At 60.7% G+C, this 22,016-nt stretch carries 19 protein-coding genes; 12 read left to right on the top strand and 7 right to left on the bottom strand.

The window, feature by feature from the left end; all coding sequences use genetic code 11:
• Nucleotides 1–32 precede the first annotated feature (32 nt).
• Both speB and NE357_RS13540 read right to left on the bottom strand, forming a co-directional pair.
• Nucleotides 33–992, bottom strand: coding sequence for an agmatinase (speB, locus tag NE357_RS13545; RefSeq protein WP_169430286.1), 960 nt, complete (start codon nt 990–992; stop codon nt 33–35).
• 26 nt (nt 993–1,018) lie between these two features.
• Nucleotides 1,019–2,110, bottom strand: a complete 1,092-nt coding sequence (locus NE357_RS13540; RefSeq protein WP_169430285.1) for a polyamine ABC transporter substrate-binding protein — start codon at nt 2,108–2,110, stop codon at nt 1,019–1,021.
• Nucleotides 2,111–2,209: 99 nt separating this feature from the next.
• Between NE357_RS13540 and NE357_RS13535 the strand changes: the two genes are divergently transcribed.
• The 4 genes from NE357_RS13535 to NE357_RS13520 all read left to right on the top strand — a co-directional run bounded on the left by NE357_RS13535 (nt 2,210) and on the right by NE357_RS13520 (nt 5,828).
• Nucleotides 2,210–3,109 (top strand): LysR family transcriptional regulator, encoded by a 900-nt coding sequence (locus tag NE357_RS13535; RefSeq protein ID WP_169430284.1) that lies wholly within the window; start codon nt 2,210–2,212, stop codon nt 3,107–3,109.
• Between the two features lie 100 nt (nt 3,110–3,209).
• Nucleotides 3,210–4,676, top strand: a complete 1,467-nt coding sequence (locus NE357_RS13530; RefSeq protein ID WP_169430283.1) for a nucleobase:cation symporter-2 family protein — start codon at nt 3,210–3,212, stop codon at nt 4,674–4,676.
• 70 nt (nt 4,677–4,746) lie between these two features.
• A complete protein-coding gene (locus NE357_RS13525; protein ID WP_169430282.1) occupies nt 4,747–5,220 on the top strand; it encodes an LEA type 2 family protein in 474 nt (157 codons plus the stop codon).
• A 50-nt stretch (nt 5,221–5,270) separates the two neighbouring features.
• Nucleotides 5,271–5,828, top strand: a complete 558-nt coding sequence (locus NE357_RS13520) for a GNAT family N-acetyltransferase (RefSeq protein ID WP_169430281.1) — start codon at nt 5,271–5,273, stop codon at nt 5,826–5,828.
• On the opposite strand, the gene NE357_RS13515 is transcribed toward NE357_RS13520, so the two are convergent.
• On the bottom strand, nt 5,818–6,741 hold the full coding sequence (locus NE357_RS13515) for a carbon-nitrogen hydrolase family protein (RefSeq protein ID WP_169430280.1): 924 nt from the start codon (nt 6,739–6,741) through the stop codon (nt 5,818–5,820). The genes NE357_RS13520 and NE357_RS13515 overlap by 11 nt on opposite strands.
• Nucleotides 6,742–6,825: 84 nt before the next feature.
• On the opposite strand from NE357_RS13515, the gene NE357_RS13510 reads away from it, so the two are divergent.
• A complete protein-coding gene (locus NE357_RS13510; protein WP_169430279.1) occupies nt 6,826–7,740 on the top strand; it encodes a LysR family transcriptional regulator in 915 nt (304 codons plus the stop codon).
• Here NE357_RS13510 and NE357_RS13505 read toward each other — a convergent pair whose 3' ends face one another.
• Nucleotides 7,741–7,995 (bottom strand): hypothetical protein, encoded by a 255-nt coding sequence (locus tag NE357_RS13505; protein ID WP_007957535.1) that lies wholly within the window; start codon nt 7,993–7,995, stop codon nt 7,741–7,743.
• A gap of 154 nt (nt 7,996–8,149) precedes the next feature.
• Here NE357_RS13505 and NE357_RS13500 point away from each other — a divergent pair, with 154 nt between their 5' ends.
• Entirely contained in the window at nt 8,150–8,467 is a 318-nt protein-coding gene (locus NE357_RS13500; protein WP_096820293.1) for a DUF883 family protein, read from the top strand.
• A 55-nt stretch (nt 8,468–8,522) separates the two neighbouring features.
• Here the strand turns inward: NE357_RS13500 and NE357_RS13495 are convergent, their stop codons facing one another.
• A complete protein-coding gene (locus NE357_RS13495; protein ID WP_169430278.1) occupies nt 8,523–9,554 on the bottom strand; it encodes an Ldh family oxidoreductase in 1,032 nt (343 codons plus the stop codon).
• Between the two features lie 208 nt (nt 9,555–9,762).
• Here NE357_RS13495 and NE357_RS13490 point away from each other — a divergent pair, with 208 nt between their 5' ends.
• Nucleotides 9,763–14,553 carry a dermonecrotic toxin domain-containing protein gene (locus NE357_RS13490; protein ID WP_169430277.1) on the top strand — a complete coding sequence of 1,597 codons (4,791 nt, stop codon included), beginning with the start codon at nt 9,763–9,765 and terminating at the stop codon, nt 14,551–14,553.
• 229 nt (nt 14,554–14,782) lie between these two features.
• Nucleotides 14,783–15,784 (top strand): FecR family protein, encoded by a 1,002-nt coding sequence (locus NE357_RS13485; protein ID WP_169430276.1) that lies wholly within the window; start codon nt 14,783–14,785, stop codon nt 15,782–15,784.
• Between the two features lie 56 nt (nt 15,785–15,840).
• On the opposite strand, the gene pvdQ is transcribed toward NE357_RS13485, so the two are convergent.
• Nucleotides 15,841–18,183 carry a bifunctional acylase PvdQ gene (gene pvdQ / locus NE357_RS13480; protein WP_169430275.1) on the bottom strand — a complete coding sequence of 781 codons (2,343 nt, stop codon included), beginning with the start codon at nt 18,181–18,183 and terminating at the stop codon, nt 15,841–15,843.
• A gap of 299 nt (nt 18,184–18,482) precedes the next feature.
• Here pvdQ and NE357_RS13475 point away from each other — a divergent pair, with 299 nt between their 5' ends.
• Nucleotides 18,483–18,860, top strand: a complete 378-nt coding sequence (locus NE357_RS13475; protein ID WP_169430274.1) for a fe2+ zn2+ uptake regulation protein — start codon at nt 18,483–18,485, stop codon at nt 18,858–18,860.
• A gap of 18 nt (nt 18,861–18,878) precedes the next feature.
• Here NE357_RS13475 and NE357_RS13470 read toward each other — a convergent pair whose 3' ends face one another.
• Nucleotides 18,879–19,067, bottom strand: a complete 189-nt coding sequence (locus NE357_RS13470; RefSeq protein WP_169430273.1) for a hypothetical protein — start codon at nt 19,065–19,067, stop codon at nt 18,879–18,881.
• Between the two features lie 156 nt (nt 19,068–19,223).
• Between NE357_RS13470 and NE357_RS13465 the strand changes: the two genes are divergently transcribed.
• From NE357_RS13465 to NE357_RS13455, 3 genes are all read left to right on the top strand, one after another.
• Entirely contained in the window at nt 19,224–19,361 is a 138-nt protein-coding gene (locus NE357_RS13465; protein ID WP_167443772.1) for a hypothetical protein, read from the top strand.
• A 261-nt stretch (nt 19,362–19,622) separates the two neighbouring features.
• A complete protein-coding gene (locus tag NE357_RS13460) occupies nt 19,623–20,876 on the top strand; it encodes an MFS transporter (protein WP_169430272.1) in 1,254 nt (417 codons plus the stop codon).
• A gap of 9 nt (nt 20,877–20,885) precedes the next feature.
• Complete coding sequence (locus NE357_RS13455) at nt 20,886–22,016, top strand: LuxE/PaaK family acyltransferase (protein ID WP_169430271.1); 1,131 nt, start codon at nt 20,886–20,888, stop codon at nt 22,014–22,016.

Here is a 22,016-nt window from a genome sequence, read left to right as displayed (position 1 = left end):
TTGTCAGGAGCTTTCACCAGGCTCAGAGCTGATCACGCGTCGACTTTGTGCCTGGCCGCGTACAGGCACAGCATCTCCATGGCCAGGGTCGCCGCCGCCAGCGACGTCACGTCCGCATGGTCATAGGCCGGCGCCACTTCCACCACGTCCATGCCCACCAGATGGATCCCGCGCAATCCGCCAAGGATTTCCAGCGCCTGCACCGTGCTCAACCCGCCGCAGACCGGCGTCCCCGTGCCCGGAGCAAAGGCCGGATCCAGACAATCGATGTCAAACGTCAGGTACACCGGGTTGTCCCCGACCCGCGCCCGAATGGCCTCGACAATCGCTTCGCAGCCGCGGCGATGCACCTGCCGCGCGTCCAGCACCTGAAAGCCCTGGTGATCGTCATTGGTGGTGCGCAAACCGATCTGCACCGAACGCGCCGGATCCACCAGCCCTTCCCGCGCCGCGTGCCAGAACATGGTGCCGTGATCGACCCGCTTGCCGCCCTCGTCCGGCCAGGTGTCGCTGTGGGCATCGAAGTGGATCAGCGACAATGTGCCGTGCTTGCGGGCGTGAGCCTTGAGCAGCGGATAGCTGATGAAGTGATCGCCGCCGAATGTCAGCATCGCGCTGCCGGAGCTGAGGATGTGCTCGGCGTGGGCCTCGATGCTTTCGGGGATGGTGTGCGGCGAGCCGTAATCGAAGTCGCAGTCTCCGTAGTCGATCACCGCCAGATGATCGAACGGGTCGAACGCCCACGGCCAGTGCCGTTCCCAGGCAATCCCGGTGGATGCAGCACGAATCCCGCGAGGCCCGAAACGGGCGCCTGGACGGTTGCTGGTGGCGGTGTCGAACGGCACGCCGCTGACCGCCACGTCCACGCCGCGCAAGTCGCGGCTGTAGCGCCGGCGCATGAAACTGGTGATCCCGGCGTAGGTGCTTTCGGCAGCAGTGCCGAAAAGGCTGTTACGGGTCAGGGCCTGATCGTTTTGCGTTGGCACGTCCATCGGTGTGCTCCTGTTGTTAGGGAAGGCTATTGGCGGCTACGGAAAGTGGTCCACAGGCGTGTGCGCTGGCGCATGTCCTTGAGGCTCATGCTGTGGTCGGCGTACAGACGCTCGCGCACTTCGGGTTTCGGGAAAATGTCCGGATCGTTGCGCACCGCTTCATCCACCAGCGGCGTGGCGGCCTGGTTGGCGGTGGCAAAGAACAGCGTATTGGTCAGGGCCGCCACGGATTCGGGGCGCAACATGAACTCGATGAAGGCGCGTGCGGCTTCCGGATGCGGCGCGTCTTTGGGGATGGCGAGGTTGTCCTGCCATACCAGCGTGCCTTCCTTGGGAATCCGGTAAGCCACTTCAAACGGCTTGTTGGCCTTGCGTGCCTGATCGGCGGCCATGCTCGCATCGCCGTTGTAGGTCAGCGCCAGGCAGACGCTGCCGTTGGCCAGATCATTGATCTGCCGGCCCGTGGCGACGTAGAGCACCGAGGGCTGCAACTGCTGCAACAAGGCTTCGGCGGCGGCCAGATCGTTCTTGTCGGTGCTGTAGGGATCTTTACCGAGATAGTGCAGCGCGAGGCCGATCACTTCCTGCGGCGAGTCGAGAATGGCGATCCCGCAATCCTTGAGTTTGCTGGCGTATTCAGGCTTGAACAGCAGATCGAGACTGTTGAGCGGCACATCCGGCAGCCGCTGTTTGACTGCCTCGACGTTCATGCCCAGGCCGAGGGTGCCCCAGGTGTACGGCACGCCGTAGCGGTTGCCGGGATCGACCGCCGCCAGTTTTTCCAGCAGATCGGGATCGAGATTGGCGTAACCCTTGAGCCCTTCGTGGGGAATTTCCTTGAGCGCTCCAGCGGCCAGACCTCGGGCCAACACGCTGGACGAAGGCACCACCACGTCATAACCGCTGCCGCCGGTGAGCAGTTTGGTTTCCAGCACCTCGGACGTATCGAAGGTGTCGTAGCGCACGTGAATGCCGGTTTCCTTTTCGAAGCGCTGCAAGGTTTCCGGTGCCACGTAATCGGCCCAGCTGTAGAGATTGAGCGTCTTCTCTTCGGCCTGGGCGGCGATGGAGACGGAAAGCAACAAAGCGGGCAAACACAGCTTGAAGACGGGAGCCATGACGAACACCTGACCGAAGGAAGTGGTTGCAGGATGCGCCGTCGGATACATTCGAGAAATATCAAGTTTGTTAACCTGACTTTATCCCGGAGTAATGTGATGCTCGGTCAGCTCCATGATGTCGATCTTCAGCTTTTACGGCTGTTTCTCGGCGTGGTCGAAGCCAATGGCTTCAGCGCGGCGCAGGGTGAACTGGGGCTGAGCCAGTCGAGCATCAGCCAGCAAATGGCCAAGCTGGAAACCCGCCTCGGCTACCGGGTGTGCAACCGGGGCAAGGGCGGCTTCAGCCTGACGCCCAAAGGCGAACAACTGCTGATCGCTGCGCGAGGCCTGTTCGATTCGATCGAGACTTTTCGTCATCAATCCAATGGCGTGGCCGGACGCCTGATCGGCGAAGTACGCCTGGGCCTGTCGGAAGCGGTCGATCAATCGGTGCTGCAACGGGTGGCGGATGCGATCCGGCGGTTTCGCGAGCGGGACGAATCGGTGCGCATCGAGCTGATCAGCGCCATGCCCGGCGAAATGGAGCGCCTGCTGCTGCAACAGCGGCTGGACCTGGCCATCGGTTACTTCTCCCAGGTGCAGAACGCGTTCGACTACCGCGAGCTGTTCCGCGAAACCCAGCATCTTTATTGCGCGCCCGGGCATCCACTGTTTAACGACGATGCGCCCGACGACGCGGCGTTAAAGGCGTGCGACCGGGTCGATCACCCCTACAGGTTTCTGCGCAGTGACGAGCCGTTCCAGGGCAAGGTCTGCTCGGCACGTTCGGAACAGGTCGAAGGCACCCTTGCCTTCATTCTGTCCGGCAAACACCTCGGCTACCTGCCCGACCATTACGCCCGCCAGTGGCAGGACAAGGGTCTGCTGCGGCCGGTGCGCGAAGGGGAATTGAGTTTTGACGTGGCGTTCCATCTGGCCCGGCATCGGGCGCAGGTGCCGGGAGATGCACAAAGGGCTTTTGAAGAAGATCTGCTCTCAGCCTTTGGTCGAACCTGACCTTTTGGGCAGTTTTAATGCGTTGCCCTCGCCCCTCGCTTGCGGCATCCTGCGCACCCATTTTCCGACCCGGCCCCGCATTGCGGCACGCAAACCCACCATGACCGCCTCTGAAAAAGCCCCGCGCAACAACGATCTCATCTACGGCCTCAACGACCGTCCGCACTTCACCGCAACGGTGTTTGCCGCGCTGCAGCACGTGCTGGCCAGCTTCGTCGGCATCATCACCCCGACCCTGATCATGGGCGGCGCCCTCGGCCTGCAAAGCGAAATCCCGTACCTGATCAGCATGGCGCTGTTCGTCTCGGGCCTCGGCACCTTCGTTCAGGCCAAGCGCTTCGGCCCGGTCGGTTCGGGGCTGCTGTGCCTGCAAGGCACCAGTTTTTCCTTTATCAGCGTGATTCTCAGCGCCGGTTTCATGGTCAAGGCACGGGGCGGCGGCACCGATGAAATCCTGTCGACGATCTTCGGCGTGTGCTTCTTCGCCGCGTTCATCGAAGTGGTGCTGAGTCAGTTCATCGGCAAGTTGCGCATGCTGATCACCCCGGTGGTGACCGGCACCATCATCACGTTGATGGGCCTGTCGCTGATCAAGGTGGCGATGACCGACATTGCCGGCGGCTTCGGCGCGGCGGATCTGGGCGCGGCCAGCCATGTGTTCCTGGCGGCGCTGGTGCTGGGCACCATCGTGGTGTTGAACCGGGTCGACGTGCCGTTCCTGCGCCTGGGCGCGATCGTCATCGGCCTGACCCTCGGCTACGTGGTGGCGTGGCTGATGGGCACCGTGGACTTCGCCAACCTCCCCGAAGTACCGGTGGTCAGCGTACCGGTGCCGTTCAAGTACGGTTTCAACTTCGACTGGGTGGCGTTCGTGCCGGTGGCAGTGATTTTCCTGGTGTCGCCGCTGGAAGCGGCCGGTGACCTGACTGCCAACTCGATGATTTCCCGGCAACCGGTGAAAGGCCCGCTGTACATTCGCCGGATCAAGTCCGGACTGCTCGCCGATGGCCTCAACTCCGCGATGGCGGCCGTGTTCAACAGCATGCCGATGGTGACCTTCGCCCAGAACAACGGGGTGATTCAGCTCACCGGCGTGGCCAGCCGTTACGTGGCCTTCTTCATTGCCGGCCTGCTGGTGCTGCTGGGTCTGTTTCCGATGATTGGCGCGGTGCTGCAACTGATGCCGAAGCCGGTACTTGGCGGCGCTGAGCTGGTGATGTTCGGCACCGTGGCCGTGGCCGGGATCAAGATCCTCGCCGAGGCCGGCCTGCATCGGCGCAACATGCTGATCGTGGCGATTTCCGTCGGCATGGGCCTGGGCATCGCTGCCGTGCCGGAAGTGCTGCGCGAACTGCCGCAGGCGTTGCGCAATATTTTCGAATCGCCGATCACCGTGGGCGCACTGTGCGCGATCGTGCTGAATATCTTCCTGCCGGAAGAGTTCATCGAACTGGAAGAAGATGACTTCGACCCGGAAGCCTCTATCCTTCAGGTCATGGAAAACCCCGACCTGCCGGCCAAAGCTGAACCCGTCGCGCCGGCCGCTGTCGCACAGTTGAACCGCTGATCCTGTCCGCTCGATGAAAAAAGGGCTGATACCGGCAACGGTTCAGCCCTTTTTCAATGAGAGAGCATCAATGCGTCGTATCCAAGCCGTCATCCTGTCCCTGCTTCTGCTCTCACTCAGCGCCTGTGCGCTGTTTCCCAACCGCGACCCGGTGAACATCAACGTGGTCGGCCTCGAACCGCTGCCGAGCCAGGATCTGGAAGTGCGCTTCGCGATCAAGCTGCGCGTGCAGAACCCCAACGAAACGCCCATCGACTACAACGGCATCGCGCTGGATCTGGAGGTCAACGGCCACTCCCTGGCGTCGGGTGTGAGCGATCAGACCGGCTCGATTCCACGGTTTTCCGAAACCATCGTCAGCGTGCCGGTGAGCATTTCCGCGTTCTCGGTGCTGCGCCAGACCCTGGGCCTGAGCCAGACGCAAACCCTCGACAACCTGCCCTATGTGCTGCGCGGCAAACTGGCGGGCGGGCTGTTTGGCACGATGCGCTTTGTCGACACCGGCAAGCTGAGTCTGCCCAGGGCCAGTGCCGCCACCTGGTAAAGATGCGTTAGGCTGCACGGCCCACCGTCAGAACATGGAAATCGTGGTTTATGGAAGACACGCCCACGCTGTACACCGAACGGCTGATGTTGCGCCCGCTTGAACTCGCGGATGCCGAGGCCATCCAGCAGCAATTTCCCCACTGGGAAGTGGTGCGTTATCTGAACGTCTTCGTGCCCTGGCCGTATCCGGACGACGGCGCCCTCACCTACCTGCGTGACATTGCGCTGCCGGCTATTGCGGCAGGCAAAGAGTGGCACTGGACGATTCGCCTCAGATCGGCGCCAGAGCAATTGATCGGCAACATCAGCCTGATGGACGAGCCGGACAACCATCGCGGGTTCTGGCTCGCACCGGCCTGGCAGGGCCAGGGTTTGATGACCGAAGCCAGTGAAGCCGTGACCCGATATTGGTTCGAAACCCTCGATCGACCGTTGATGCGCGTACCGAAAGCCGCCCCGAACCTTGGCTCGCGAAAGCTATCGGAACGCAGCGGCATGCGCTTGATTCGCACGGACGAGGATGACTTTGTCGGCGGTCGCTTCCCACGGGAAATCTGGGAAATCACCCGCGAAGATTGGCGGCGCCGACAAACCGTCAAACCGTGAAACGCACGCCTGGCTTGGCCCGCTCGTCGACGCTCAGCTCGAACACATCCGGCCGCGCATAGTGGCCGACCACGTCGTAGTCGTAGCGGGCCCGCACCAGTTCATCGGTATCGATCTCGGCGGTGAGCAAGCCAGCCTCGCCGCGCAACGGCCCGGCCAGCACATCGCCCATCGGCCCGACGATCACACTGCCACCGGCAATCAGCGGTCGATTCCCCGGCCAATTGGCGATCTCCACGCCCAGTTCGTTCGGCGAGGCCTGCACCTGACAGGCGCTGACCACGAAGCAGCGCCCTTCATGGGCGATGTGGCGCATGCTGACCTGCCACATCTCGCGCTCATCCACGGTTGGCGCGCACCAGACTTCAATGCCCTTGGCGTACATCGCCGTGCGCAGCAGCGGCATCATGTTTTCCCAGCAGATCACTGCGCCGAGCTTGCCGACCTGAGTGTCGAGCACCGGCAGCGTCGAACCGTCACCCTTGCCCCAGATCAGCCGTTCGGTGCCGGTGGGCATGAGTTTGCGGTGTTTGGCCACCAGGCCTGCCTGCGGGTCGAAATACAGCGCGGTGCAATGCAAGGTGCTGCCGACCCGCTCGATAACGCCGATCACAAGGTTGGCCCCGGTACGCGCCGACAGCCCGGCCAGTGCTTCAGTTTCAGCGCCCGGCACATCGATGGCGTTGGCGAAGTAACGGGCGTAGGCCTCGCGGCCTTCCGGCAAGCGATAACCCAGCTGCGTGCCAAAGCCCTCGCCCTTCGGGTAACCACCGAGCAAGGCTTCGGGCATTACCACCAGCGCGGCGCCGGATTCTATGATTGCGCCTTCCCAGCTCAGGATCTGTTCCAGTGTTTCACCCTTGCCACCGGGCAAGGCGCCGATCTGCAGGGCGGCAACGATTGATTTTGGCATGGCGGTCACTCCGTGAAGTTCAGATGTTGCTCATTCTCCGGCGCCACGGGATCATGAATAAAGCCCGACTCACTGCTGAATGATATGAACCAAATGAATATCGCAGACATCGATCTCAACCTGCTGAAAGTCTTCGAAGCGCTGCATGAAGAATCCAGTGCGAGCCGTGCGGCGTTGCGTCTGGGCGTGACCCAGTCGGCGGTCAGCGCAGCGTTACGGCGATTGCGCGAGGTGTACGGCGATCAATTGTTCGTGCGCACCGGTCGGGGCCTGGCGCCCACCCTCAAGGCCAATCAGTTGAAACCGGTGGTCAGCGATGCGCTGAACAAGTGCCGGCAGAGCCTGGCGATGGTCGACCCGGCGGCCAATCAGTACGACGGGCGCTCGGTCAGCGTCGGGCTGTCGGATGATTTCGAGATTGCTTATGGGCGCCGCCTGATCGAAGAGATCGGCCGCCGCGCGCCGAAGCTGCGTCTGATCTTCCGCCAGACCCACAGCCAGATCGTCGCCCGGGCCCTGATGGAGCGCAGCATCGACCTGGCGATCACCGCCGGCGGGTTCGCCGAGCGGCTGCTCAGCCGTCAGGTGCTGGGTGAAGGGGGTTACGCGTGTCTGGTGGACCCGGCGAGCCTTGAGCCCGGCCAGCAGCAGATCGGTCTGGAAGAGTTTGTCGCCCGGGAACACATTCTGGTGTCGTCGGGTGGTTTTATCGGAATCACCGATGAAGGGTTGGCAGCGCTGGGGCTGACTCGCCGGGTCTGCGCCTCGACCACGCACTTTGCGGCGTTGCCGCATCTGCTCAGGGGCAGTACGGCCGTGGCGACCATCCCGGCCCATGCGGCGCAGGCCATTGCATCGCTGAGCGGGCTGGCACTGCTGCCCTGCCCGCTGGCGCTGCCACGCTATCCGGTCGAACTGGGCTGGCGCACCAATACCCAGATCGATCCAGTGGTGCTGAAGGTTCGCGAAGCGATTGTTGCCAGTTTCAAGACCGAATGATTACTTGTTGGCCGCCATCAGCCGATTGACTTCACTGCGCACCATGTTGGCAAACTCCGGCGGCGACATGCCGTCCAGTTCAGCGCGTACGAACTCGGCCCATTTGCCCTTGCGCTTGGAGCGCTCGCCGAACAACCGCGCGGCTTCGCCCTTGGCTTTGCCCAGATTGTTCTGCCAGAGTTCGAACAGTCGGGATTTCTCGTCTTCCAGCGCAGCGCGCTCTGCGAGGGATTTGTCGGCCAGATTGAAACTCATGGGGAAATACCTGTTGCGTGAAAATGGCGACATCTTACACGCTGGAGGGAAATCTCCGGCGCTGGTTTTTCCTTCGCGGAGAAATTCGCTGCAACTTTTCAAACAGCGCCATACTCCATTGTTCACTGTCCATTCACCTGCAAGGAGTCACCCAATGGCCCGCAAAAGCGCCGTTCAAGCCGCTGAAGACCAAATCAAGGATCAAGCGTTCAGCGAACTTCAGGCTCTGATCGAAGAGTCGGACAAACTGCTCAAAAGCAGTGCTTCACTGGTCGGCGAGGAAGCGGAAACCCTGCGCGGACAAATCGCCCTGAAACTGCAGCAGGCGCTGGACTCCGTCTCCAGCGTGCGTGACCGTACGAAACCGGCGGTGGATGCCACCGAAAACTACATCGGTGGCCATCCGTGGCAGACCGTCGCCATCTCGGCCGGTTTCGGTCTGGTGGTCGGTCTGCTGCTCGGCCGCCGCTGAGCGCAACGAAAAAAAGGCGAGCCCTGCGGCTCGCCTTATTCATGTCCGGCAAATGTCACTCGCCCGCCAGTTCCCGCAACTGCGCCAGGGTTTGCTCATCCAGCACGATGCCCTCAGCCAATGATTTGGCCCGCTGCAAATGCCGCCGATCACCCGGCAAACGCTTGAGCCCTACCCCATGCATCTGCCTGACCAGTTCCTGGCTGCGTTCGGCAAAGCTCTGCCCGGAAGTCTTGCTCGGGTCGATCACGATCAACAACTGACCGGTCCACGGAGTCTTGGCCCCGGGATGATTCTTCCAGTCGAATTCGAACGAGAAGTTGCCACCCGTCAGCGCAGCGGCGAGCAGTTCAACCATCATCGACAGCGCCGAGCCCTTGTGCCCGCCAAACGGCAGCAACGCGCCGCCTTCGAGAATCGCTTTCGGGTCGCAGGTCGGCTGGCCGAGACTATCCACGCCCATGCCCGCCGGCAGTTTTTCGCCCTTGCGCGCGGCAATCTGCACGTCGCCGTGAGCGATGGCACTGGTGGCCAGGTCGAACACGATCGGCGCACCGTCGGCCCGTGGCGCGGCGAAGGCGATCGGGTTGGTGCCGAACAGGGGTCGGTCGGCGCCGTGCGGCACCACGCAGGTCATGCTGTTGACTACGCTCAGCGCCACCAGGCCTTCGTCGGCAAACGGCTCGACGTCCGGCCACAGCGCGGCAAAGTGGTGGGAGTTGCGAATGGCCAATATCGCGATCCCGGCGCTGCGGGCCTTTTCCACCAGCAATGGACGTGCCGCCGCCAGGGCGGGTTGGGCAAAACCGTTGCCGGCATCGACGCTGACAAACCCTGAAGCCACATCCTCGACTTTCGGCACGGCCTGGCCGTCGACCCAGCCACTGTCGAGGGTCGAGACATAACCGGGAATCCGGAAAACGCCATGGCTGTGGGCGCCGTCCCGCTCGGCGTTGGCACAGTTGTATGCCAGAGTCCTGGCGACCTCGTGCGAGGTGCCGTGACGGATGAAGATTATTTCCAGCAGTTGAGTCAACTCGTCCAGAGACACCCTGGACGAGACCGCATGATCGTTTGGCGCAGACATCTGAAGCTCCAGAATGATTATTGGAGGGAACAACAGCGTACGAACTGACGCATCCGGATTAACCACGGGCAGCCGGTGGCCTGTCAACCCTGCAATGCATGCAGCCATGGTTACCGTGCGATACCCCGGTACCACCTTCGTCTGTCTGCCTGCTTTTACTTTCCGGTCTCGAACCTCACTGCACTTTCATTTTTTTCGAGACTTGACGATGACCGTACCCACTGGCGCATTACTGTTCCCCGAAGCGCTCGACAACCCGGGGCTGTGGCCCGAGCTGGGCAGAACCCATGGCCTGGCGGAAAAGGATTTCAGATGGCTGGCCAACGTCAGGCTGGCGTCCGATGCCTTGCGGCGCCAGCAACGGCCGCCCATGCTGGCCGAACGCATTCTGCTCAATCCTGACGGACAGAACCCGGTGCCACTGCCCGGCGCATTCGTTCTGAGTGATATACCGTACGAAAAGGGCCAGATTCTCTACACCCCCTATGACGGCATACGCAAACACCACAGTCGCGCGAACCTGACGGCTCAACTTGAAGAACGCCTCAGAGAGGCCGACGATCAGGACACGTTGCTGGCGTTTGTGCCCTTGACCCAAATTCGAAGGCTGCAAAATGCCAAGCGTGTTTCGGTGACGTTTTCGATCATTGAAGGTGATGTATTCGAGGATCGTGATGCCACCCTGAGCCAGGGTTCGCTGCTCAATGCCCAGGCCATGCTGGACGAACTCAAAAAACTGCCGACCCTTACGCAATTGCTCGACAGCGTGCTGGATGAACTGCTCATGCCTCACTTCGGAGCATTGCAACAAAGCCGCACCCGCGTGAGCGTTTACACAATCAGCGAAAAAGAAGGCAATCAAGAGCCCATCGGGAATACCCGCAAGGCACAGTCCATGACTCTGAGCGAGGCGGTGCTGACTCACTACCGCCATCAGCGCTGGCCGAGTATTCGGCTTGCGGAGTTTTCCCACCCCGCCAGGACACCAGGCCCCCACGATCAGGAACAATGGAGAACCGCCGCCATCCAGGCGTCGGGCATGCTGCCGGCCCTGCTGTTTCGCCAGCTGGAACATTACTGGAATGCCGCTGCAGTCTTCGGGTCAACGCGCCGCACATTCCTGGCCCGGGTGCTGGAGGACCAGGCCCGCGTCGACTGGATGCTCAAGCGTGAAGCCGGAGTCCTCGAGGCAAAGCAGTTCAACACGCTGCATCAGTTGATCCGGCCGACTGTCGACGGCGGCCCCGGCCCCTTCGCTGAAACCGTACGTCTCTGGGAGAACCCGGCCAACCATGTGGAGCTGGCAGGTTCGCTCATGATCAGTAGTGGGTCTGATGCTTTTCTCTACACGCCTTCTCAAGGGTTGCAGCAGCTCGAGGACTATCGGGATCTGAAAGCGACCCTGCAAAGCAAATTCATCACCAAAGGCCACGAAGACGAACTCTATGCGCTGCTGAGCCTGGAGGAGCGCAGCCGCTTTCTGGGTTTCGATCAGCCTCAGGTTTCGGGGGACCGGGTAGCCGGCGAGGTGTTCGGGTTCCTGAGCGAGTCGATCATCACCAAGCAACGACAGAACCTCGAGTATGCCCTGCAAGTGTTTCGCCTCGCCGACGGAACGGTGAACCTTCACGCGCTGTTCGACAAAAGCCTGGATATCCGCTCGATGATTCACCAGCGCTTGCAACGACTCGATGTGCAGGGACGCTGGAGCACACAACCGCTCTGGTCCGGCAGTCAGCAGCCTTCGCTGCTCCTGGCCGACAAGGCCCGCGCAGCCATCAAGACGTTCCATGCCGTCGAATCTCCTCTTCTGGAGAAACTCGCGAAGCAGCCCATGACAACCCGCGATGCCCAGCGCGACTGGTTTGAAAATATCAAAGCGGATCTGGCGCACGCCTGGTTCGTCGGCGTGAATGGCGAAGCCCGGCTCAGGGCGTCGAGCGGCAGTCTGCCTGCGTGGGCCCGTGCCGTCGTCGAAACCGTCATCGATGCCGATCGGCCGAGCCGTACGGAACGTCAGGGAGTCGGAGGCTTTCGACCCGATGCCTACGCCCTGACGCTTGAGGCTCCCGACGGCAGGACAGTCTGGCGCCTGGCCCATTGTGTGTTCATGACCGAGCGCGGAGGCCTCGACGCCCATCATTCCGGGCGTACCGTGCTATGGACGCCAGCGCTGGGACTTGAGGTGTTCGATAACGTAGCCCGCGCCCGACAAGCACTGCGCCGGCGATTGCTCGACAACGTTGAAAGACTGTCACTGCTGGAAAACATCTCGCCCGCACAGTATCAACCGCATCAGCTCTATACCTTGGGACAGTTTCAGATCATCAATCGCAATGTGTTGCATGAGCGCATGCAGTCGGGGATCGAGCACTATCTGGCGTGCTGCGAACAAGTGCGTCAACGCATGGATGAAGGGGCGAAACGGGAAAAGGCACTTGCAGTACTGCGCCAGATACCGCCCGGAACCAATCTGCGTCTGGCGATTGAGCATGCCCGAGCCATCGAGAATCAACAGACTTTTCCAGCCTGGCTCAGCACGGCTCCGGTCCGTGATCAGAAACGACACATCGAGCTGCTGGAGCGGTGGAACCGCAATGTCATTGATGACAAGGATTACCTGACTGGCGTTACGCCGCTGGCCGATCATGTCGAACAAGCATTGAAGACTTCGCTCGACCTGCGTTTTCCGGGCGAGCATCTCGATCCCCGGCAGATCGAGATCATCCCCGATCTGGCATTGGCCGGCCCGCCCCTCGATCTGGTCGAGTTTGCCCTGAATCACGTCAACGTACTCCAGGGCACGGGGTACCGGGTGGTTTCGAAAACCGCCGAAACCTTGCCTCCCGGACTGGATCGCAACGCCGTCGATCAATTGTTGTTGTCGCTGGAGATTCCGGCTACCTACGGTCAAAAAGTGATGGCCGCCCTCTCGACGGATACGGTCGAAAGTCGTGAGCGCAAGCAGCGCTTTTTCCACCAGGTGCCCTGGCAACTGATGCAACACGCCCATGCGTTGAAACTGCAGCAGCACCTGTCTGCTGGCGCCTATACGCAAGTCTGCCAGGGACTGGACATGCCCGATGGCTACGCCCGAGCCACCGTTTCTGGTGCGCACGTCGTCGTCAGTCCGCTTTCGCTGATCAAGACCCCGGGGGCAAGTGCCGAGACCGCAGCAGGGCTTTATGTTTTTGCTCCGGGTCAGAATAACGTGGGGCCGCTGGTCCTTTACGCACCGTATGCTGAACAGGTGTTTCAGGAGTTCAAGAACGAAGAGGCGCTGATCGCCGCACTGAATACACCGGGGTCTCTACAGAATTTGCTGCTTCGGCGCTTGCCTGCCGGACGACGAGCCATCTTTCGCAATCTGCTGGCCGCCACGGCGGGTCAGACCAGCGAGATGACGCTGGCGAGCCGCCCGATCGAAGGCAACCTGTTGGAGCAGTTGTACAGCGATAACCTCAAGCTCTTGCAACAGCAGCTTGAATCACAGGTCGAGCGCGAAGCGCAGTCCGATTGGGATACGGCCAAAACGCTGTTCAGCGGTGGAATCAGGCTGGTGTCGAATACGCTGCAAGGCAAACTGGCCATCGTGCCGTTTCTCTGGCGCGCCTACGAAAACTTCAAGGATTCGGCCGAAGCCTTGCAGAACCATCACTGGAAACAGGCGTTGAAATCCTTTATTGCCGGTGGCGTGCAGATGGTCCAGATGGCGCTGTTGCCGCAAATATCGGCCGGGGCCGAGGTTGCCGAGCTGGAAACCGACGAGCTTGCGGGGTCCGATATTGGCGACGTCGAACCGGCCTCGCCGATGCGCACCCTGATGCAGTCATCAGAAGTCATCGACGTTCAACTCAAGGATCTTGCCTATGATTCGGCGGCGGGCACCTACCGGCAACCGGCCAGCCATCGAGATTATGCAGCCATCGATGGCAAGGTCTATCAGGTCACGAAGAGTGACGCGTCCTGGCAACTGGCAGGTGCAGGAAAATACAGCCCACTGTTTCAGAAAAAAGGGCTGGCCATGGTTCGTGTGCCGGCTCACCAGAGCGTTCACTACGGCCAGGCTTTCAGGAAACTGGCCGGCCGGCCCAGCCTCTCGAACCTGCGCCACTCAATGTTGAACGTCGAGGCGCGCGGGATGGATGAGATCCGCCTGAAGTACCCGGAAAAGGCCAGAGTGCTGGTGAACGCCATCGATCTCGCCCGACGCTACGCTTTCTACTGCCTGCATAACCTGACTCTCCTGCGCCACGGCACTGAGAATCTTCGGGTGAGCCGTTTTCTTGAAAGCTTCTTTGATGTACCTGCCATCGACACCGCAATGCTTGCCAAGATCAACAATGCGATCCTGCCGATCTGTCGGGCATTGGTGGATCCCGCCGACGAGTTGCTGGATACCGACCGTTTCGTCGTCGGCTCGAACAGGCTCATGAACGACGTGATTGCATTCGTGCTGGACGGTGACGCAAAAAAAATAGTGCATTTCACCGAACACTTTTTCGATCAGCAACTGGATCAGTACAAGATCTACCTGATGGAGCCGTTCGATATCGATGCCCATGCACAGGCATCAACGCTGATTCACGAATTTTCCCATCAGTTCAGCAAGGCGCTGGACATTGCTTCATTAAGAGCCCGGGAGCCGTTCAGCGACCTGATCTCGACCCTCACCGCTTCCGGAGCCCTGCTGTTTCAGGAACTGGTGTTCGATCAGGTATCGGCCTTGTCACTGAATACCCCTCGGGCTCAACTGTTCGCGGAATGGAATACCACACTCAAGTCCTGGATCAGCATCGACAACATCCCCGAAATGCAGCTCATCAGTGACGAAGTTCTAAGGTTGACGGGCAGCCAAACCATTGAGGAGGCGCGCAACGCCTTCCTCGATCCGCAGAGGCCGGACGTACGAATCGACGTCATCCTGCGCAATGCCGACTCCATCGCCCGCCTGATCTGTGAAATCGGCAGACAGCTCGATCCGGTTCAGTCTCCTTGAAACAGGCAGAGCGCGGGCTCGATGCCCGCGCATTCCTTGAGGGCGACCGCAAATGCGAAGAGTGCGCTTTTGATCAATTTTTCACTCGATTCATGAATACTGTTCTCAATACATCCTGTTTTGAGGAGGTATGACGGGGAAACCGGCCCCCATTGATGGGAAATCGCCATGACGGCGGTTCTCGCCACCTTCCCGTCAAGGTTAGAATGCAGTAAATCAGGACGAGTCAATGACCCAGAACACCCTATCCGAAGCTGAATACGATGCGATCACCGATGCCGCTGCGCATTGGTGCATGCGCCTGCACGCCGTCGACTGCACCGCCGAGGAACGGCGGGCGTTCGAACAATGGCGCAATGCGCACCCGCTTCATGCCTTCGAATACGAGGCCATGCTGGAAATCTGGGAGGTTGCCGAACATTTGCCGCGCCCCGAACCGGCGGCGGTCATATCGATCAGCCAACCACCCCGCACCTGGCGCCAATACGCGGCAGCAGCCTGCGTTTGCGCGCTGGCGCTGCCACTGACAGCCTGGGCCGGCTGGAACCTTGGCTGGCTGCCCGACAGCTATCAGCACTTCGCAGCCACCGACACGGTTCGCCATGTCACCCTTGGCGATGGCAGTCAGGTCGAGTTGAACCTCAACACCGATCTGACCTTCAGCAACTACAAGAACGAGCGTCGCGTCACGCTGAAAAAGGGTGAAGCCTTCTTTGAAGTCAGCCATGACCTGAGCCACCCGTTCATCGTCAAGGCGGCCGAAGGCAGGATTCGCGTCACCGGTACCCGTTTCAACGTCTGGATGTATGAAGACCAGGTCAAAGTGAACCTGGTCGAAGGTTCGGTGCTGGTCACCAGCAACACGCAGCTGTCGGGTGACGGTCTGCGCCTGGGTCCTGCGATGCAGGCGCGCTACAAGCATGGCGACGACATGCCGCAAATCAGCCAGACCTATGCGAGCGACACCTCATTGGCCTGGCGCAACGGCAAACTGGTGCTCGACAACCTGGCACTGAGCGAAGCCCTGCCGCTGATCAACCGTTATCTGGACAAACCGCTGATGCTGGCCGATAGCGCCACAGGCTCGATCCGGGTCGGCGGCATCTATAACGTCAAGGAGCTGAACAGCTTCGCCAACTCGATGCCCAAGGTCCTGCCGGTGTTCATCACCCGCAACCAGGAAGGCAATCCGGTGATCAATCCGATGCCTCAACAGCCACCAAAAAGCTGAGGCCGCTCCTGTGAGGGAGCGGCCTTCAGTGGTTGATGCAACATCGTGACGACTGATTACTGCGCCGCCACGTTCCCCGTTTTATCCGGTTCTTCACGCACGCTTTGCACCTGATACTGCGGATCCGCCTTGATCTGCTGCTCGGTGAACGGCAAGGCGCTCCACTGTTTTTTCGAGAAAGCCTCCGTCTGGTCTCTGGAATATTTCGACGCCGGATCGCTGGACAATGAAAACGCAAGCAGACCCTGAGCGTGCGGCCCCATGTCGTCGAACGTTACCACTTGCAGGTAACTGGTGCCGCTGACCACTTCCAGTTTGCCGTCTTCACGCGCAACGCTCTGGATCGCGTTATAGATACCCAACGTGCCCGGCCCGCCATGGATCGGCGTCTGCTGGCCGCCGCTGCTGGCCACCTGAACATCGCCCCAGCGGGTTTGCGCTGTCAGCCCCATCTTGTCGGCCGACTCGGCTGACGCCAGCATTGCCTCGCGCAGCGCGCCGGCCACTTCGGGCTTTTCGACCGCCAGACCGCGCGGGGTGTGTTGCGCGTCTTTCGGGTCGAACGGTACGCGCCAGACATCCGGCGACTCCTGCAAGGCTTGCATGATGGACTGGAAATGCACCAGTCCGATTCCCGAATCCAGGTTGGCTCGACCATCCCATGCCTTGAGACTGGCGCACACAAGCTTCAATGCCACTTCGGCCGCGCCAGGCGTACCACAGAACTGCAACAGATCCGGCAGCACCTGGCCGGCCAGGTACACCTGATCGTCCATCACCATATGCTGCAGATCCTGCACCGACACCGGCCCTTTTTTGCCCAGGCTCGCCAGACGATCCAATGCAAACCGCGAACGCAGGCCCAGTGGCTGGTCCTGCTGGCTGATCAGCGGAGAAAAACCGGTCAGCGGTTGTGCCGGGTTGGCCAGCCACGCCGAATCGTTGGAATGCTGGACAAAGTCCTTGCGCAGCAGTTGCGGCAATTGGCTGGCTGCAAAGATTCCCTTCTGTGCCGCTTGTGGATCGATGCCCCAGGCGCAGTCACTGTTGGAGCCGTCGAGCACGATCATTTGCAGGCCGATACGCGGGTCGCTGCATCTGGCGAGTTTGTCGGCACTGACGTTCGGCACCACCGACAGGTTCATGTAAAGCGTCTGGCCTTTGTCATCCACTGCCAGGGTATTGACCCACGGGATGCCCTGAATCCTGTGTACCGAATCCTGCAACTCCTTGAGGCTGGCGGCGTGGTTCATCGCGTACCACTGCGTCAGCACGCGGTCGTTGTCGAGGTTGGCATCGCGCAGGCTGTAGGCGTATTGATTGTCCCAGTCGAGCTTGCCCGGCCACTGCACGATCGGGCCGAATTGCGAGCTGTAGATGTCCCGCGAGACCGGCACGACCTGGCCATCGGCCTGTTTGACCTGAACGGTGACGGTCTGCTTGCTCAATGGCAGGGATTTCCCGTCCAGCATGTAGCGGGTCGGATCCTGCGGATCAAGTTGCAGGCGATACAGGGTGAAGTGTTTGGACGCGTCGACGGTATGGGTCCAGGCCAGGTGCTGGTTGAAGCCGATATTGATCATCGGCAGCCCCGGCAACGCCGCGCCCATCACATCCAGTTTGCCGGGAATGGTCAGGTGCATCTGATAGAAACGCATGCCGCCGCCCCACGGAAAATGCGGGTTCGCCAGCAGCATTCCACGGCCATTGAATGAGCGCTCGCTACCCACCGCCACCGCGTTGCTGCCCCGGTCCAGGGCAAAACGTTGCAGGCGTGTGGCAGCCAGTCGATAGGCCCGAACATCCTGTCCGACCTGAGCGCTGGCCTGCGGTGGCGCGGCGCCTGCCAGTGCTTCGGCGAACTGTCCGACGCCGCCCTCCACCAGCAGCCGGCGTGTCAGCTTCACCAGGTCTTGGGCGGTCATATCCCGCACCCACTCGCCCTGACACTGTTGTGGCAGCCCCTGCTGGCGACGCTCGGCCAGATAGCGGTTGTAGCCGGCGGCATAACCTTGCACCAGATCACGCACCTCGACCGGCTGTGCCTGCCAGAAGGCATTGACCGCCTGCGGGGTGTTGAGCCATTGGAAGAACACATCGCTGACGCGGTTCTCGCGCTCTTCGACCGTGAACTGCTCGGGTCCGAAATAACGTGAACGCTCGCCGTTGACTGTCACGATCTCGTTGGCCAGCAGGCACAGATTGTCCTGTGCATAGGCGTAACCGATGCCGAATCCGAGGCCACGCTCGTTCTGCGCACGGATATGCGGTACGCCAAACCCTGTGCGCCGAATGTCGGCCCCGGCCTGGGTGGCAGGACTGAACGCCTGCGCCGACAGGCTCAGCCCGAGAAACATGCCGGCAAGGGTCAGCCCGGTTAACTGCCTGGAAATAATCACGCTCGCTCCTGATCGAAATGCCTGAGAGCGGATCCTCGCGTATCGAACCTTTGAGGGGCGGCGGATCCGTTCTGGAAAACACCCACGCGTCCACGCGCAATGAGCCTGACCGGGAAACGAAACAGATGAAAAAAAATTTAGCGGATTTACCGTCCGCTCAAAGCCTTGATCACGCGGAAAAGACGAATCAACGACAAATTTTCTACATTTTTCGCTTCATGATTTGTCGGGCTGATACGTCTTGATTAGAGAGAGCACCAGAAACCCTTCCTGATCAGGCTCTGAAAAGGAGTAATCGCATGTACAACCTGCAACTACCATCGGACGGTAGCCAGGCACCACAAGGAGCTTCCATGGGTTCGCACGCCGGCGTACTCGGACAACGGGCCGAACGCCACGGCAATGAACGTATTCGTCTGCTGCTCAAGAGCTTCGGCCTGCGCACCAGTCTGATTCGCCTGAAAGTCATCGACGCCTTGCTGATCGCCGCCGAAAGCGACCGGAGTCTGGGCGTGCGCGGTGTCCACAGCCAATTGCTGGACCTGGGCATTCCGCTGTCGTTTCTCAGTGTGCGCGAAGTGTTGAAGCGCCTGTGCGCCGAAGGCGTGATCACCTTCAACGCCGACAAGAGCTACAGCCTGCATCCACAGGCTGCTGCCGTCCTCAACAGCCACTGAATTCCTTCTTGAGCGCCGTCAGGGTTTGACCTTGCGGCGCATCACGCCGTTGATCACCACCACGACCACCGCCACACCGATGGCGATGTACTGGAACATTTTTTCGCTGAGCATCCCGGCGTTCTGCATCCACGACAGGCCAAGCATGATTGCCAACACGCAGAGAGCGATCAGAATCGAGTATTTCAAACGTTGCGACTGGGTCATTACGGGTTCCTGAAATCCTGGAAATGTATCGGGTTTGTATCGGCGCTGATGCCATGCGCATACCGACTCACGGGGATGCGCCGCTGCAAACGAGGTCTCATGTTACAGCCGATAGAGCTTTGGCTCCATGCGGCGTCAACCATGAGGACTTTTGAAATGCTGCGTCGAATCACCTGGCTGATTCCAGTTCTGGCACTGCTCACACTGAGCGGCTGCATCATTTTCCCCCACGGCGGCTGGCATGGCGATCATCGCTACTATGGTGGAGGCCCTGGTTACTACCAGCATCGGTAAATCCGACCTTTGCAGAGCACCGACTACGCTCTCTTCAAATGAAACATTTAATTGAATACCATAAAAAATGCCCACGAGGATGTGGGCATTTTCCGTATATATCCCGGCTCAAAATGTCGGATGTTTCGCAATCCCGAGTAAGTAATCCGTCAACCGCAATACCCCGCAAACCTGCGACATACTGAGTAGTAGCTACGACGTAGGAACCTTGCTCCCCTCTCCCTACCCTTTGCGCTCCCTCTCTTGAAGGCATGGAAGCGTATGCAAAGAACCCTCATTGAACTCCCGCCGCTACAGATCCTTGGCTTTTGCCTGGCGATTTCACTGTTCGAAGGACTGACCTATATGGCCAGTGATCTGGTGATGCCTGCCATGCTCACGGTCACCCAGGACCTCGATGCCGACCCACGCCATATCCCCAATGCGTTCAATCTGTATCTGATCGGAGGCGTGTGCCTGCAATGGCTGATCGGGCCGCTGTCCGACCGGTTCGGCCGCCGCACGCTGCTGCTTGTCGGCTGCGCGCTGTTCGGGATGACCTGCGCAGCAGCGGTCGCGACACCCGGTATCGAAGTTTTCAACGCATTACGGCTGTTGCAAGGCATGGGCCTGGGATTCGTGGTGGCCGTCAGCTACCCCGCGCTTCAGGAAGTGTTCTGCGAGGCGGATGCCGTACGGCTCATGGCGCTGCTTGGCAACATCGCGTTGCTGTCGCCATTGCTCGGCCCGTTACTCGGCAGTCTGTTGCTGGAATGGCTGAGCTGGCGCGAGCTGTTTCTGGGTCTGAGTCTGGCCGCCGCCATCGCGTGGCTCGGGCTCTATGCCTGCATGCCTGAAACCGTCGGGATCGTCCGGCGCGATGGCAGGCAGCAGGCGCCGGTTCCACTGTCCTGGCACCAGACTCGCCTTCGATACGCGGCGCTCTTGCGCACCCCGATGTTCCTCGGTGCAAGCCTTGCACTCGGGCTGATGAGCCTGCCATTGATCGTCTGGATCGGTCTTTCCCCCCTGTTGTTGATCCAACTGCTGGGGCTGTCGACTCAAGAGTACGCCTTATGGCAGATCCCGATCTTCGCGGCGGTCATCGCCGGCAATCTGATCCTTGACCGTTTGCTGGCATCTCGCGAACTGCCGCAGCTGATTCATCTGGCGCTCTGGCCGTTCTGCCTGGGACTGCTGATTCTGCTGGCCGGCGCGCTGACCAGCGCCAGCCTTGGCCTGTTGATCTGCGGTCTGGTGCTGTACGCCGTGGGACTGGGCATGAGCAATGCCGCGCTCTATCGGTTGGCGCTGTTTTCCAGCGATGACAGCAAAGGCCTGGTGTCGGCGGCGATCGGCATGATCTCGATTGCAGTGATGGGCGCCGGCGGCTCGATCATCGCCGCGATCGGCGGGGGCTCCCGCCTTGAATCCTTCGCCTTGTGGGCCGCGCTGGGTGGTCTGCTGAGCCTTCCATTCCTGTACCGGTTTCTTCGGGCCTCCCGCCAGGAAACCGTCTCCTCGACACATCCATAAGGACATCCCATGTTCCATTTCCCTCACAGCGACGCGCTCTGTGCGTTGACGCAACCCTATTGCGCGCAATCCATGCCAGCGGGGTTGTTCGACCAGGCCATGGCCGAAATCTGCCGGTTTCACTGTGACCACACGCCCGGTTACGAACACTGGTTGAACGCCAACGGCCTCACCGTGGCCGACGTGGACAGCCTCGACGACTGGTCGCAACTGCCCCCGGTCTTCGCCAGTTACTTCAAACAGCAGCAACTGCTCAGCCCGACCGGTGCAGACGCTCTGGAGCTGACATCGTCAGGCACCAGCGGCCAGAAAAGCCGCATGCGCTATGACAAGCGCAGCCTTGAGGCCGCCCAGTTCATGGTCGAACGGATCTTTAACCACTATGGCTGGGACAACCCGCAGACACCGTGCAATTACTTGCTCCTGAGCTACGAGCCCGAGTCCGGCAGCCGCCTGGGTACGTCCTTCACCGATCAGTTTCTGTGCCGGTTCGCGCCCGTCAATCGCGTGGCCTATGCACTGCGCCACACAGGCGGCGGTCATGAGTTCGACGGCTTTGGCGTGATCGCCGCATTGCAGTCCTTCGCCGATGAAGGCTTGCCGGTGCGGATCTTCGGCTTCCCTGCCGTTCTTTGGCAGACCCTGCAACGGATGCGGGCCACCGGGGTGGCTGATCTGCAACTGGCAGAAGGCTCGCTGGCACTGTTTGGCGGCGGCTGGAAGACCCATGCGGCGCAAGAGATACCCCGTCAGCAATTGTACGAACGTATCCACCGCCAATTGGGCATCAAGATGTCCCGCTGCCGTGACGGTTACGGCGCGGTCGAGCATCCGGTGCCGTATCTCGAGTGCGCTCACCATCGTTTCCATGTTCCGGTCTATTCGAAGGTCTTCGTGCGCAATCCATCTGACTTCACGGTTCAGCCTTACGGCCGTCAGGGCTTGCTGAGTTTTGTCTCGCCTTACATTTCGTCGAGCCCGGCCCATGCCGTGGTCATGAGCGATCTCGCCACCCTGCATCCGGGCACCAGCTGTAGCTGCGGTCTGGCCACCGACTGGTTCGAACTGCATGGCCGCGCCGCGACCACGGCCGGCAGAAGCTGCGCCATGGCCGCCTCTGAATTGCTGGGGAAGCACTGA

It is taken from the genome of Pseudomonas sp. G7(2022), from assembly GCF_052660475.1.
The sequence above is the reverse complement of the archived record's forward strand: the minus strand, read 5'-3'. Positions and strand labels throughout refer to the sequence as shown.